Below are 13,846 nucleotides of genomic sequence, written 5' to 3'. Positions count from 1 at the left end.
AAGAATAGAAAATTGAACGTCGAAGTTGTACCTGCATACATTGTCTTAGGCTTGTTTGCGCTAACTATATTGGGGTTGATAAAGTTCCAGTCTCAACCTGAAAGAGTGTTTGGTTTGTTGTTGCTCGTACTGATTGCTTGTGGCTTTGTCACAAATGAGCAGGTAGTGGCAAGTTTTGCAAATCAAGGCGTGCTAACTCTGGTGCTGTTGATGCTCTGCTCACTGGCGTTAGAAAAGACCAAAATACTGCGTCAAATTGCCAATTATGTGATTCGTCCTAGTTACACTCGCTCATGGCTTAATCTTTTTACCTTTAGCGCGCTTTCGTCAGCGGTGTTGAATAACACGGCAGTTGTCTCTGCTATGTTGGCACCGATTCGTGCAAACAATCACCATTCTCCCAGCCGCCTTCTTATTCCGCTTTCTTATGCGGCTATTTTAGGTGGCACCTTGACGTTAGTCGGTACCTCAACCAATTTGATCGTCAATTCTATGGTCATCGATCTAGGTTTACCAGAATTGGGTTTTTTCGATTTCACGCTAATTGGCTCACTATTAGTGCTAGGGTGTGGTGCTACTCTGTTTTTTTTTAGCCGTTGGCTACCCAACCGACCTGAGAATACCAAGGTTGTCGCTGATTACTTTATCGATACGAAAGTGATGCCAGAATCTTCCTTAATTGGAAAAACCATAGAAGAAAACGGACTGCGTAACTTAGAGTCGTTATTCTTGGTTGAATTGCAGCGCGGAGGGCATCTTATTTCCCCTGTCTCCCCTTCAGAAGTATTGCAGCAAGGCGACAGGTTATTGTTTAGTGGTGATATCAAAAAAGTCACGCTACTAAATCAATTCTCAGGGTTAGAATCTTTTGCAAACCAGAACGGTTTGCTGCTTGATAACCTTTCAGAGGTCATTATCAGGCCTGAAAGCATACTAGTAGGCAAGACCTTAAAACACGCCGGTTTTCGGGCTTTGTTTGACGCAGCCGTAGTGGCAATCAAGCGTGATGGAGAGAGGTTGTCAGGGAAGCTCGGTGAGGTGTTACTAAAGCCGGGTGATTATTTAGTATTAGCGGTGGGTGAAGACTTCAAATCCCGACATAACTTAAGCAAAAACTTCTTTTTTGTGAGTGGTGTTGAAACGGAACGTACGTTAAGCCAACGCAGTGAGTGGTTGGCTGTGTTGGGGTTTGTGGTTTCTATCGCTTTATCTGCGCTTGGTTTAGTCTCGCTATTTAAGAGTTTGTTGCTGTTTTTAGGCATATTACTTTTAACTAACACCCTGAAGCCCAATGAAATCCTACAGCGTTTACCCACTCAGATCTGGTTGATTATTTCCTCTGCGTTGCTGCTTTCTTACGCGTTAACTAACACACAAGCTATCGACTTGCTTAGTCAAGTCATTGCTAATAATCAGCAGAGCTTTACGCCATTTGTCGCGCTATGTGTTATTTACCTAGCAACGTGGTGGCTAACAGAGCTTGTGACGAATAATGCGGCAGCAGCATTAGTTTTTCCAATAGCAATAGGCTTAGCTCAAAGCTTAGCAATAGATCCAACGGGTTACATTATGGCAGTGGCATTCGGTGCGAGTGCTAGTTTTTTTAGCCCATATGGATATCAAACTAATTTAATGGTTTATAATGCCGGTCAATACCGAATTATGGATTTTGTTAGAGTTGGACTACCGGTCAGTGTTGTCTATGGAACAATAACGGTAGCTGCAATTACTTTAGTGTACGGCTATTAGCCCCGTATGCTGCAACTATGGAACACATTTGCAATGAAAATATCTTCAGAACGTATGACTCATTTAAAGCAGCTTGAAGCAGAGTCAATACATATAATGCGCGAAGTCGTGGCTGAATTTGATAACCCAGTTATGCTTTACTCGGTTGGCAAAGATTCGTCGGTAATGTTGCACTTAGCTAAGAAAGCTTTTGCACCTGGAACGCCTCCATTTCCATTGATGCATGTTGATACCACGTGGAAGTTTAAAGAGATGATTGAGTTCCGTGACTACATGGCGAAAAAGCTAGGCATGGAATTGATCGTTCATCAAAACCCAGAAGGTCTGGCGATGAATATCAGTCCATTTGTTCATGGTAGCTCAAAGCATACTGATATCATGAAAACACAAGGGCTAAAGCAAGCACTGGATAAGCATGGCTTTGATGCTGCATTTGGCGGCGCCCGTCGTGATGAAGAAAAATCCCGTGCGAAAGAGCGAGTCTACTCATTCCGTGATGAACACCATCGTTGGGATCCAAAAAATCAACGACCAGAGCTTTGGAACATCTACAACGGTAAAGTGAACAAGGGTGAGAGTATCCGTGTATTCCCACTTTCTAACTGGACTGAGCTGGATATCTGGCAATATATCTACCTAGAAAATATCGAAATTCCAGGCCTTTACCTTTCTGCAATGCGCCCAGTCGTTGAACGTGACGGTATGTTGATCATGGTTGATGATGAGCGAATGGAGCTTAAGGAAGGCGAAGTCGTTGAAGAGAAGATGGTTCGTTTCCGTACACTAGGTTGTTACCCGTTAACAGGTGCGGTGGAGTCTGAAGCTGTAACGCTACCTGAAGTTATTCAGGAGATGCTTCTAACGACCACATCTGAGCGTCAAGGGCGTGCGATCGACCATGACAGTGCCGGTTCAATGGAGAAGAAAAAGCGAGAAGGTTACTTCTAATGAATAGCCCATACGAGCATAAGGCGAACGACTCAGTGAGTGAGGATGTTGTCTGGCACAATGCGACAGTGTCCCATCAAGACAGAAGCGATCTAAAAGCTCAAAAGCCAGTAGTTCTTTGGTTTACAGGGCTGAGTGGCTCAGGGAAGTCTACGGTAGCGAATGCGGTTGAAAGCCAGTTACTTAGTTTAGGCAAGCATAGCTATCTACTCGATGGTGACAATATAAGGCATGGCCTGAATAAAGATCTGGGCTTTAGTGATCATGATCGTGTCGAGAATATTCGCCGCATTGGTGAAGTCGCCAAACTGTTTGTTGATTCAGGCACTATCGTACTCACAGCATTCATTTCCCCTTTTATTGCGGACAGAGAGCAAGCTCGCGCATTGGTAGAGAAGGGACAGTTTCTAGAAGTGTTTATTGATACACCGTTAGAAGTTTGTGAGCAGCGTGATCCTAAAGGGCTGTATAAAAAAGCGCGAGCGGGTGAGATAAAAAACTTCACTGGAATTGATTCAAGCTATGAAGCGCCTTTAAGCCCGGAAATTCATGTGGAAACGGCAGGCAAGAGCGTTGAAGAGTGTGCTGGGCTTGTCGTATCTCAATTAAAAGAGCATGGGTATATTTAATGATGCATTACGATGTTTTTAATGGTGATGCGGATGGAATTATCGCACTACTGCAGTTACGTAAAGCAGAGCCGAAACGCTCTACTCTAGTGACGGGTGTTAAAAGAGACATAAAGTTACTTGATAAGGTGTGTGCACGCCACGATGTGTCGGGAGTGACAGTACTCGATGTATCGATGGAGAAGAATATTGATCCTTTATACACACTTATCGATCGTGATGTTCCAGTGTTTTACTGTGACCACCACCGTGCTGGTGAGGTTCCGCAAGCCGATAATTTTACCGCCCTGATTGACTTAGACCCTCATACTTGCACAAGTTTGCTGATCAACAAGCACTTAGGTGGTCAGTTTGCTGTGTGGGCAGTGGTGGGTGCGTATGGAGACAATATGTTCGCTAGTGCGGACGCTCTCGCAGAGCAAGTTGGTATATCATCGGAAAAACGAGAGTTTCTGAAAGAGCTTGGTACGTTAATTAACTATAACGGCTACGGAGCCACATTAGGTGATTTGCATATTGAGCCCGCAGAACTGTTTGTACAACTAATGCAATATTCATCGCCTTTTGACTTGTTAGAAGACAAAGCATCTCCTTATTACACGTTAAAAGAAGGGTATGCAGAAGATTTACTCCAAGTCGATGCGTTGACAGCAAGTTATGATAGTGACGTTGCGAAGGTATTTGAACTTCCATGTGAGCCTTGGGCAAGAAGAATAAGTGGCGTATTTGGTAATTCGCTAGCGAATCAATCTCCAGATAAAGCTCATGCGGTACTGACCCTAAATGAAAAGGGCCAAGATTATACAGTCAGCGTACGAGCGCCATTAAATAATCGTACTGGTGCCGATGAGATTTGCGCTGCCTTCCCTACTGGGGGAGGGAGAAAAGCAGCCGCTGGTATTAACCAATTGCCTATCTCAACGAAAGCTGAGTTTATCCATAAACTAGAGAGTTTTTACTCCTAGTAAGACAGTTAAATCACAAAGCAACAATGATGAGAAAGTAAATGATGAAAAAGTATAGGTACATTCTTTCTCCAATTAACGTCATAGCGTTGCTTTGAGCAATTTTATTAAAGGACTTTGAAATGTCACATTCATCAGAATTGATAGCAGAAGATATCGAAGCATATTTAAAAGTACACGAAAACAAAGATCTTCTTCGATTCTTAACTTGTGGAAACGTAGATGACGGTAAATCCACTTTGATCGGCCGCTTACTATACGATAGCAAGTTAATTTACGAAGATCAGATGGCTGCAATCGAGAAAGACTCACAAAAGTTTAATACAACAGATGAAGCCTTCGATTTGGCCTTGCTGGTTGATGGCCTGCAGTCAGAACGTGAACAAGGCATCACGATTGACGTTGCGTATCGTTATTTCTCTACAGATAAGCGTAAGTTCATTATTGCTGATACTCCAGGGCATGAGCAATATACTCGCAATATGGTGACAGGCGCTTCAACATGTGAGCTGGCGATTGTTATGGTGGATGCGCGTTACGGTATTCAAACCCAAACACGTCGCCATAGCTATATTTGTTCTCTGCTAGGAATCAAGCACATCATTGTTGCTATCAATAAGATGGACCTGATGGATTATAGCCAAGAGGTTTATCAAAAGATTAAGGCCGATTACCGTGAAATGGCTAAGAGCTTTAATATTGATGATATTCGCTTTGTGCCGATTTCCGCCCTGAAAGGGGATAATGTTGTTACACCTAGTGAACACATGGATTGGTACCCAGGTGCAACATTAATGAAGTTGTTAGAGACGGTGAAGGTTGATCAAGACAAGAACCTGGAAGCAATGCGATTCCCGGTTCAGTATGTCAATAGGCCTAACCTAGACTTCCGTGGGTTTTGCGGTACATTGGCGTCTGGTGTTATTCAACCAGGTGATGAAGTTGTTGCTCTACCTTCAGGAAAAGCCTCAACAGTTAAATCAATCTACACTCATGATGGTCTGCTTGAAAAAGCATTTCCGGGTCAAGCGATTACGATTACCTTAACTGATGAAATCGATGTGTCTCGCGGTGATATGTTGGTACATGTTGGCCACGAGCCAGTCGTCACCAATAAGGTTGAGGCTCATGTTGTTTGGATGGATGAAAATCCTTTGCGAACACATAAAGAGTACACCTTCAAATTTGCAACTAAATCATGCAGTGGCCGCGTCAAAAATATTGAGCATAAGATTGACGTTAACACACTTGAGCAACATGCAGAAAATAGCGAATCACTCGAGCTAAACGAAATTGCATTAACCTCAATTTCTCTTACAGATAAAGTTGCCGTTGATGAATATCGCTCACTACCTCAGACAGGGGCATTTGTTGTTATCGACCGTTTTACCAATGTGACAGTTGGTGCTGGCATGGTATACACTGTGGGCGGCGCTTCAGAGCAGGTTCGTCACTATAGTCAAGCTGAGAAAGAACTGAATGCCTATGTGCGTAAACACTTCCCAGAGTGGGGGTGTGCAGAGGTCTAACTTGTATTAGAGACTGTGATACTTGAGTCTTATCAGATGGATAAAAAAGCTCTCAGCGCCTTTCTGAGAGCTTTTTCTTTAATTAGGCATTCGGATGCGGCAAACCACCCAGAGACTCATAGAGGCTTGGTAAGAAGGCGCTAAGCTCTCCACACATGAGAGAGAAATCTGCATCAAAACGTGCAGCTTGATCTTCACGCGGAATATCGTCGTTTTGATCTTTCAAATCGTCCGAGAACTTAAGGCGCTTTATACTGCCATCTTCCGCCAGAATAAACTCGATACGTTCTTGCCACCAAAGTGCAAGTTTAGTCACTAGTTTATCAGCCTCAATGTGGCTGCGGATTTCATCAGCGGTCAGCTCTTGTTTCTTACAACGGATCACGCCACCTTCTTCCAGTACCGATTTCAGTTCGGCTTCATCCAACATTTGGATGCCTGCTGGTGTATCACCTGTTTTCACCCACTCTGTTAGTGTCGATTCAATAGCTTTTTCAGGGACAGCAGGTACGACAGGTAGGCTGCCCATGGTTTTACGCAGTAGGGCAAGCACGTCTTCCGCTTTCTTGTAGCTGCCAGCGTCAACCAGAATAAAGCCTTCTTTTGGCAGAATCAGTACATAGGTGTGGTTGCTACGGCTAAATGCACGTGGCAGTAAATCCATCACAATGTCTTCTTTCAGGTTGTCTTTTTCTTTTTTCTTTAGAGGTCTGCCTTCCTGCGCTTCCATTGCATCAACTTTTGCGTTGAGTGACTCTTTGATCACCGATGCAGGTAGCATTTTTTCTTCTTTCTTGGCGCAAATCAGAATGCGGTTTTCAGAGACGTGAGTCATCATGTCGCCATGTTTACCCATCGCGGTAACCCAGCCAAATTTTTGTTTGTCTTGGCTGCCGCAAGGAGTGAAACGAAACTCTTCAAGTTGTTTTTCTAGTTGGTCTGCGTTGAATTCAATATCACGATTAAATCGGTAAACCAGACAGTTTTTAAACCACATATTCTTTCTCTATACCTTAGCTTAAGTTGACAATCATAAAGACTTTTTTGGTTGTTGTCTTAACCTATCCACACAATAGCGGGATGAAAGTTATATGAAAATTTGTTTTCAAAGGTCACAAAAGTGTCATAATTGCTAGTGATAATGCTCACCGTTGCACAGGCCTAATGCGCCTCAAATAATTAAATTAACATAAGGTTATTCAATTATGTCTAGAAGGATTCTAGTTGTTGAAGATGAAGCCCCAATTCGTGAAATGTTATGCTTCGTTCTTGAGCAGAAGGGTTACCAAGCGGTAGAAGCGGAAGATTATGATACTGCGGTAACTAAACTGGCTGAACCCTTCCCAGATCTTGTGCTGCTGGATTGGATGTTACCCGGCGGTAGTGGTATTAACTTCATTAAGCATATGAAGCGCGAAGAGCTGACGCGCAATATTCCTGTTGTGATGCTAACGGCTCGCGGCGAAGAGGAAGATAAAGTCCGAGGACTGGAAGTCGGCGCGGATGATTACATCACCAAGCCTTTCTCGCCAAAAGAGCTGGTAGCACGTTTAAAGGCTGTGATTCGTCGAGTGACACCAACAGCATTAGAAGATGTCATTGATGTTCAAGGCTTAAAGCTAGACCCTGTTTCTCACCGTGTTACCGCCAATGATCAGCCGCTCGATATGGGGCCGACTGAGTTCAAAATGCTGCATTTCTTTATGACGCACCAAGAGCGTGTATACAGCCGAGAGCAACTGCTGAATAACGTATGGGGAACCAACGTTTATGTGGAAGACCGCACGGTGGACGTTCATATTCGTCGTTTGCGTAAGGCTCTAGAGGTTGCTGGTCACGACAAACTGATTCAAACAGTACGTGGTGCTGGATATCGTTTCTCGGTTAAGTCTTAAAGCTCGGTGGAGAGGTAAGTGGTAGAACGGTTAACTTGGAAAAAGCTAGCTTGGGAGCTGGCTTTTTTTTACACCCCTTGGATAGTGGTTGGGTGGATTTTTGGCTACATGCCTTGGTTGCTTTTGACGGCAACGGTCATACAGTTGGCGTGGCATCTTAACAACCAAATTCGTTTTTCAGCATGGTTGTTTGATGAGAAAAGGTTAACTCCGCCGTCAGGGACTGGAAGCTGGGAATCGTTGTTTAATGGTATTTACCGAATCCAGCAGCGACAACGTAAAAAACGTAAAGAGTTAACCAATCTGATCCGCCGTTTTCGTAACGGTGCAGAATCTTTGCCCGATGCTGTCGTCGTATTTCGTAGCGAAGGGAACATCGTTTGGTGCAACAAACTGGCTCAGGACTTACTTGGCTTTCGTTGGCCGGATGATTCTGGTCAGCCGATCTCGAATTTAATCCGCACACCGGACTTTATCAAATACCTTAATAAAAAAGACTTTTCAGAACCGCTTGAAATGCGCTCTCCTTTAAACGTGGAGCGTATGCTTGAGCTGCGTATCGTACCTTATACCGAAGGTGAGCATTTGATGGTGGTTCGTGACGTCAGCCAGCTTAAGCAGCTCGAAGGTATGCGTCGTAACTTCTTTGCTAACGTTTCTCACGAGCTTCGTACGCCAATGACGGTGCTACAGGGCTATCTTGAGATGACGGAAGACCCGGACATGGTTGTCGGCCCTATGTGGTCGAAAGCTCATGGCGTCATGACAGAGCAGCTTAATCGCATGAACAGCTTGGTTAATCAGTTGCTTACACTTTCTAAGATTGAAGCCGCCCCCATGCATGAGTTGGATGAAGTGGTCAATGTGCCTGCGATGTTGGATGTGCTTGAAAAAGAAGCCGTAAGCTTAAGTGGCGACAATGACCACCGAATTCATTTTGAGGTGGATGACAAGCTACGTGTATTTGGCGATGAAGATCAGCTACGCAGTGCAATTTCCAACTTGGTGTACAACGCAGTGAAATACACCCCCGCAGGTGCTGAGATTAATGTCCGTTGGTATAAAGGGCCCCAAGGCGCTTGCCTTGAAGTGGAAGACAGTGGTGATGGTATTGAGCCACAACACCTTCACAGGTTAACGGAAAGATTCTACCGAGTGGATAAAGCCCGTTCGCGTGATACTGGTGGTAGTGGGCTAGGGCTTGCGATTGTTAAACACGCGTTGACGCACCATGATTCTCATTTAAATATTCACAGCGAAGTGGGTGTGGGGAGTAAATTCTCATTTGTTTTGCCTAAACGCTTAGTGGTGTACTAATGAGGTTAGTGCTCACTATCGCTTTGATGTCATCAGTATGCGGTGTTACAGCTCAGGCGAGAGAAATGCCCGAGTACCAAAAAGTGTCGGGAATAACAGGTACTTTAACCAGCGTGGGGTCCGATACCTTGGCTGGCATGACGACACTTTGGTTTGAAGAATTTAAACTTCTTTACCCGAGTATTAATGCTCAGGTTCAGGCATCGGGTTCATCCACAGCGCCAATCGCATTAACAGAGCGGACGGCTCAATTTGGCCCAATGAGCCGCGCCATGCGCAATCGAGAGATTGAGTCTTTCGAGCAAGAGTATGGCTATAAGCCAACGGCGCTCAGAGTGGCGATTGATGCTATCGGTATCTTTGTTCATCGCGATAATCCTATCCAAGGGATTAACTTTGCCCAAATTGACAGTATGTTTTCTACGACTTTGCGTTGTGGTGCGACGTCTTCTATCTCAACTTGGTCAGAACTCGGGCTCGATTACCAATGGGCAAAACGCAGCATCCAGTTGTTTGGGCGGAACTCTGTATCAGGGACTTATGGCTACTTTAAGAATAATGCCCTTTGCGGAGGAGACTTTAAGAACAACGTCAATGAACAGCCAGGCTCTGCATCGGTAGTTCAGTCTGTTGCATCGGCGATTAACACGATTGGTTATGCTGGGGTCGGTTACCAAGTGTCTGGTGTAAAATTGCTTTCGGTGGCGAAAGAAGGGGATGACTATGTCAAACCAAGCCAGGAAAATATCCTTACAGGTAAGTACCCACTCTCTCGTTATCTGTATGTTTACGTCAATAAGCACCCAACTAAGCCGCTTTCGCCAGTAGAAAGTGAGTTTATTCGTTTTATTTTCTCTGCTCAGGGGCAAGCGCAGGTAAAAAAGGAAGGCTATATACCTATCTCTGCTGACATTGCTTATCAAGAGTTGAAAAAAATAGGATTGGCTCAGAAGTCTTCGGAACAGTAATTATCCCGATTATTTGAGGTTGATGAGCTAAGTGGGCATGACCAAGCGAGAAACAAAAAAGTCACAGGCGGTATCGTCGTTTCGCCTGTGACTTATGTTCGTGATAAGTGAACCACGATGACTCAAGATTCACTTACCTTTTTGTCGTTACTTACCTTTTGTCGCTTTAGCTGCGAAGGTTCTACTCTCGAAGGCTTTCATCCTGAATATCTAATTCCCAGCCTGCACTCTTCCAGTAGTCCTGCTCTGTTAACAGATCTGCATGTAAAAGTTTGTTCTGCTCTAACCAGTCTTTTTGCTCTGATGTCAGTGTCCACTTTTCTCCATCAATAGCGAGCGAAAGCGGCGGTAATGGTTCCTCATTACGTTGCCCATTGACCAGTATCGCAAGTCGTAGAATGCGAATAAGACCAATAATGTGTTTCTTCTTGTACAGGGTAAACTCTTCTAACTCACCCAGTTTTAAAGCTTTACGCTGGAAGCGGACCAACATGGCTAACACCCGTTGTTGCTCTTGGTTAAAGCCGGGCATATAAGTATGGCGAAGAATATAAGAGGAGTGGCGATGGAACGCTTGTAAACTAATGCTGAGTCCAACCTCATGAAGTAAAGCACTCCACTGAAGCATATCCAGAAGTTCAGAGTTCTCCTCAATACTCAGATCGGAATGAACTTGATGGAAGAACTCCGTAGCTTGGCCCTTAATTTTAGCGGCATGCTCCAGGTCGACTAAGTGCTTACTTGCAAGATTCTCGGTTGTTCGCATTCGGATGTCTGAACGCTTAAACGAATCTTCCATCTCAAACAGCAGACCTTCACGGAGCGCACCTTCAGAAAAGTGCATTTCATTGATATGAAGATCTTTCACGATAGCGCCTAAAATCGCGACGCCCGCGGCAAACACGGGTTTACGCTCAGGGGTTAATCCCACAAGCTCAATATCGTCAATCGTTTGCCATTCGCAAAGTTTCTCAATGAGTTTATCCAGTCGCTTGGCGGTAATGATGCCGTCTTCAAAACCAAGACCTATTAGTACTTCTTTAATCGCTTTGATGGTGCCCGAAGAGCCGAACGCGGTATCCCAACCTTTTCTACGGTAGCTGTGAGCAATCGATTCGATTTTTTGCTCGGCTGCTAGAGTGGCTTTGGCAAAGTTCTTTTTCGACAGCTTACCATTCGCAAAAAAGCGGTTAGTATAACTGACGCAACCCATCTGTTTACTGTTGATGAGCTCGGCTTCGAAGCCTTTGCCAATGATCATTTCTGTACTGCCGCCACCGATATCGATGACCAATTTGGAGTCAGATTCTGGCTGAGTGTGGGCAACGCCAAGGTAAATCAGGCGCGCTTCTTCGACACCGGGAATGATCTCAATCGGGAACGGGAGAACTTCCGATGCGCGCTGTAGAAAAATGTGCGTATTGTTGGCCTGACGCAGCGTATGAGTTGCAGCAACGCGTACGTTTTCTTCATCAAATCCTTGTAAGCGTTCAGCGAACATCGCGAGGCATTCTAAGCCTCGCTCAATAGAAGCATTATCAAGATTGTTTTGTGCGTCTAATCCTGACGCAAGACGCACACGCTGCTTGTGTCGGCTTACGAGTTGCAAGTCTTGGTCAACGACTTTAGCAACGACCATATGGAAGCTGTTAGAGCCAAGATCAATCGCGGCTACATCACGAATCTGCGGAGATTGATTGTTCATATATCGGCTGTTCTTTACGTTTTTTTGTTTGCTTTTCTATATTTTTAAGATAGTCGTAAATCGCAATCTGCGAGCGAACTTTCTTACGGTTGCCACGCGGAACATAGGTATTGCTCATTTCTTTGTCTATCAGGCGAGCTTTAACTGTATCTGTAAAGTGGATATCAATGATATCAATAATGCGTTGTTTTAGACGTTCATCACGAATAGGGGCGCTGACTTCAATACGGTTGTCGAGATTTCGTGTCATCCAGTCAGCAGATGAGATGTAGACTTGTGGATCGCCATCGTTGTACGTAATCAATACACGGGGGTGTTCCAAAAAGCGGTCAACGATACTGATAATTTTAATGTTGTCGCTTATGCCTTCAACCCCCGGCACTAAAGAACACATGCCTCGTATGATCATTTTAATCTCAACACCTGCCGCGCTTGCGCCATAGAGCTTATTGATCAGTCCTTTATCTACAAGGTTATTTACTTTTAGAGTAATCGCGGCTTTCTTACCTTGCTTGGCATTGGCGATTTCAGAATCAATAATGCGATACAGCTGTTTTCGTGAATTACGAGGCGAAACAAGAAGGTGATTGAATCGTACCGGTCTGTATGGGTTTTCGATATAGCCGAATACGTTGCGCACTTCATTGGTGATTTCTGGGTCAGCCGTCAGTAACGAGAAGTCTGTATAGATACGAGCAGTCTTTTCGTGGAAGTTACCTGTACCAATGTGAGCATAACGAACGATGTCGTCGCCTTCTTTGCGACTAATTAGCAGAAGTTTAGAGTGAATTTTAAGACCTGGCGCGCCAAAAATAACGTGTACGCCCGCTTCGGTCAGGATGCGTGACCATTCAATGTTGGCCTCTTCATCGAAACGCGCTTGTAACTCTACGACTACAGTAACTTGCTTGCCGTTATGAACAGCATCAATAAGAGAGTTCATTAAACGCGAGTCTTTAGCGACACGATAGATGTTGATTTTAATTGCCAGAACTTTAGGATCAAACGACGCTTGTCGAACTAACTCGCTGATGTGTTCGAAAGTGTGGTATGGATAATAAAGTAGAATGTCTTGATTTTTTATCGCGTCGAATTTGTTCGCGTATCCATCAAAGTCAGCGCACTTCATTGGCGGCAGAGGTTTGTTTTCCAAGTAGTCACGACCGACGTTTGGAAATCCGATAAAGTCTTTAAAGTTGTGGTAACGACCACCCGGTATCAGGCTATCGTAGTTAGAGATTTGTAACTTATCGCAGAGAATATCAAGCATGTCCTGCGGCATCTCGCGCTCATAAACAAAGCGGACTGGCATTGCGGTAAGTCGCTGACTCAAACCTTCAGACATCTGTTCTAGTAGGCTGTGCTCTACCTCGTGGCTTAAGTCATATTCGGCATCTCGCGTCATTTTCATTGCGTAGCCGCTGAGCTCGTCATAATCAAAGAACCCGCTAAACAACTCATCCAGACAATAACGAATGATGTTATCAAGCAAGATAATGGTTTTACGACGTTTGCCTTTTGGTTCAGGAACCATGACGAATCGAGGCAAGTGATCGGTAGGGATTTCAAGCAGAGCGTACTGACTTTGTTCCTGACTTTTTAACGAGACCGCAATATAAGAGTATTCGTCTTTCAAAAACTGCAGGACGTCGATATCGTCGCGTAGGAAGAGAGGGGTGATGTGAGGAAGCACCTCATTTTGGAAGTATTTCTTTACCCACCTTTGTTGAGTTTCACTCAGTTGAGTTTCATTGACCAGAAAAATGCGTCGACGAGCCATTTCACGGATCAATTCTGCATAAAGTTCATCAAACCTTTCATTTAACTTGAGTGCTTTAGATTGCATTTTGCTCAGAAGGTGCTTGGAGTTGCTATTTACTCCTTGCTCTTGGTTGATCAAAATGCGTCGTTTGACGTCAGCAAAGCGAACTTTATAAAATTCATCTAAGTTATTGGAAAATATGCCTAAAAATCGAATTCTTTCAATGAGTGGAACACTTTTGTCTGCTGCTTCTTGTAATACTCGCTCGTTGAAAGACAACCAGCTGAGCTCTTTTTCTATATACAGCTTTTCTGCGCTCATTTTTTTACCTTCTAAACGTGTCTGACGATGTGTAAAGGCTCAATCTAGCCCTACAAGC

The 13,846-nt window shown here is 44.3% G+C and carries 11 protein-coding genes; 8 read left to right on the top strand and 3 right to left on the bottom strand.

The genetic code is table 11. The features are described 5' to 3' along the window. Positions 1-12 precede the first annotated feature (12 nt). The 5 genes from NP165_RS09900 to cysN all read left to right on the top strand — a co-directional run bounded on the left by NP165_RS09900 (position 13) and on the right by cysN (position 5,820). Positions 13-1,749: an SLC13 family permease gene (locus tag NP165_RS09900; protein ID WP_257083808.1), complete on the top strand. Its 1,737-nt coding sequence runs from the start codon at positions 13-15 to the stop codon at positions 1,747-1,749. A gap of 33 nt (positions 1,750-1,782) precedes the next feature. Continuing rightward, positions 1,783-2,697 (top strand): sulfate adenylyltransferase subunit CysD, encoded by a 915-nt coding sequence (gene cysD, locus NP165_RS09895; RefSeq protein WP_257083807.1) that lies wholly within the window; start codon positions 1,783-1,785, stop codon positions 2,695-2,697. After that, positions 2,697-3,326, top strand: coding sequence for an adenylyl-sulfate kinase (cysC, locus tag NP165_RS09890; RefSeq protein ID WP_257083806.1), 630 nt, complete (start codon positions 2,697-2,699; stop codon positions 3,324-3,326). Before cysD ends, cysC begins: the two co-directional genes overlap by 1 nt. A gap of 2 nt (positions 3,327-3,328) precedes the next feature. Further along, positions 3,329-4,291, top strand: coding sequence for a DHH family phosphoesterase (locus NP165_RS09885; RefSeq protein WP_257085582.1), 963 nt, complete (start codon positions 3,329-3,331; stop codon positions 4,289-4,291). A gap of 122 nt (positions 4,292-4,413) precedes the next feature. Continuing rightward, the gene (gene cysN / locus NP165_RS09880) at positions 4,414-5,820 is read left to right on the top strand and encodes a sulfate adenylyltransferase subunit CysN (protein WP_257083805.1); all 1,407 of its coding nucleotides are present in this window, start codon (positions 4,414-4,416) and stop codon (positions 5,818-5,820) included. 82 nt (positions 5,821-5,902) lie between these two features. On the opposite strand, the gene rdgC is transcribed toward cysN, so the two are convergent. Beyond that, the gene (gene rdgC / locus NP165_RS09875) at positions 5,903-6,817 is read right to left on the bottom strand and encodes a recombination-associated protein RdgC (RefSeq protein ID WP_257083804.1); all 915 of its coding nucleotides are present in this window, start codon (positions 6,815-6,817) and stop codon (positions 5,903-5,905) included. Positions 6,818-7,025: 208 nt separating this feature from the next. Here rdgC and phoB point away from each other — a divergent pair, with 208 nt between their 5' ends. Genes phoB through NP165_RS09860 form a run of 3 tightly spaced genes read left to right on the top strand, consistent with a single transcriptional unit; the run spans position 7,026 to position 10,000 of the window. Then, a complete protein-coding gene (gene phoB, locus NP165_RS09870) occupies positions 7,026-7,715 on the top strand; it encodes a phosphate regulon transcriptional regulator PhoB (RefSeq protein WP_257083803.1) in 690 nt (229 codons plus the stop codon). Positions 7,716-7,733: 18 nt separating this feature from the next. After that, positions 7,734-9,032 carry a phosphate regulon sensor histidine kinase PhoR gene (phoR, locus tag NP165_RS09865; RefSeq protein ID WP_257083802.1) on the top strand — a complete coding sequence of 433 codons (1,299 nt, stop codon included), beginning with the start codon at positions 7,734-7,736 and terminating at the stop codon, positions 9,030-9,032. Then, the gene (locus NP165_RS09860) at positions 9,032-10,000 is read left to right on the top strand and encodes a PstS family phosphate ABC transporter substrate-binding protein (protein ID WP_257083801.1); all 969 of its coding nucleotides are present in this window, start codon (positions 9,032-9,034) and stop codon (positions 9,998-10,000) included. The genes phoR and NP165_RS09860 overlap by 1 nt, the downstream gene beginning before the upstream one ends. A 181-nt stretch (positions 10,001-10,181) precedes the next feature. Here NP165_RS09860 and ppx read toward each other — a convergent pair whose 3' ends face one another. Both ppx and ppk1 read right to left on the bottom strand, forming a co-directional pair. Continuing rightward, the gene (gene ppx / locus NP165_RS09855) at positions 10,182-11,705 is read right to left on the bottom strand and encodes an exopolyphosphatase (RefSeq protein WP_257083800.1); all 1,524 of its coding nucleotides are present in this window, start codon (positions 11,703-11,705) and stop codon (positions 10,182-10,184) included. Beyond that, on the bottom strand, positions 11,677-13,788 hold the full coding sequence (ppk1, locus tag NP165_RS09850) for a polyphosphate kinase 1 (protein ID WP_257083799.1): 2,112 nt from the start codon (positions 13,786-13,788) through the stop codon (positions 11,677-11,679). The genes ppx and ppk1 overlap by 29 nt, the downstream gene beginning before the upstream one ends. Positions 13,789-13,846: the final 58 nt, after the last annotated feature.

The organism is Vibrio japonicus, from assembly GCF_024582835.1.
In the GTDB taxonomy this organism is placed as follows: Bacteria; Pseudomonadota; Gammaproteobacteria; order Enterobacterales; family Vibrionaceae; genus Vibrio; species Vibrio japonicus.
Note: the sequence above shows the minus strand (reverse complement) of the source record. Positions and strands in the feature narration are given on the sequence as shown.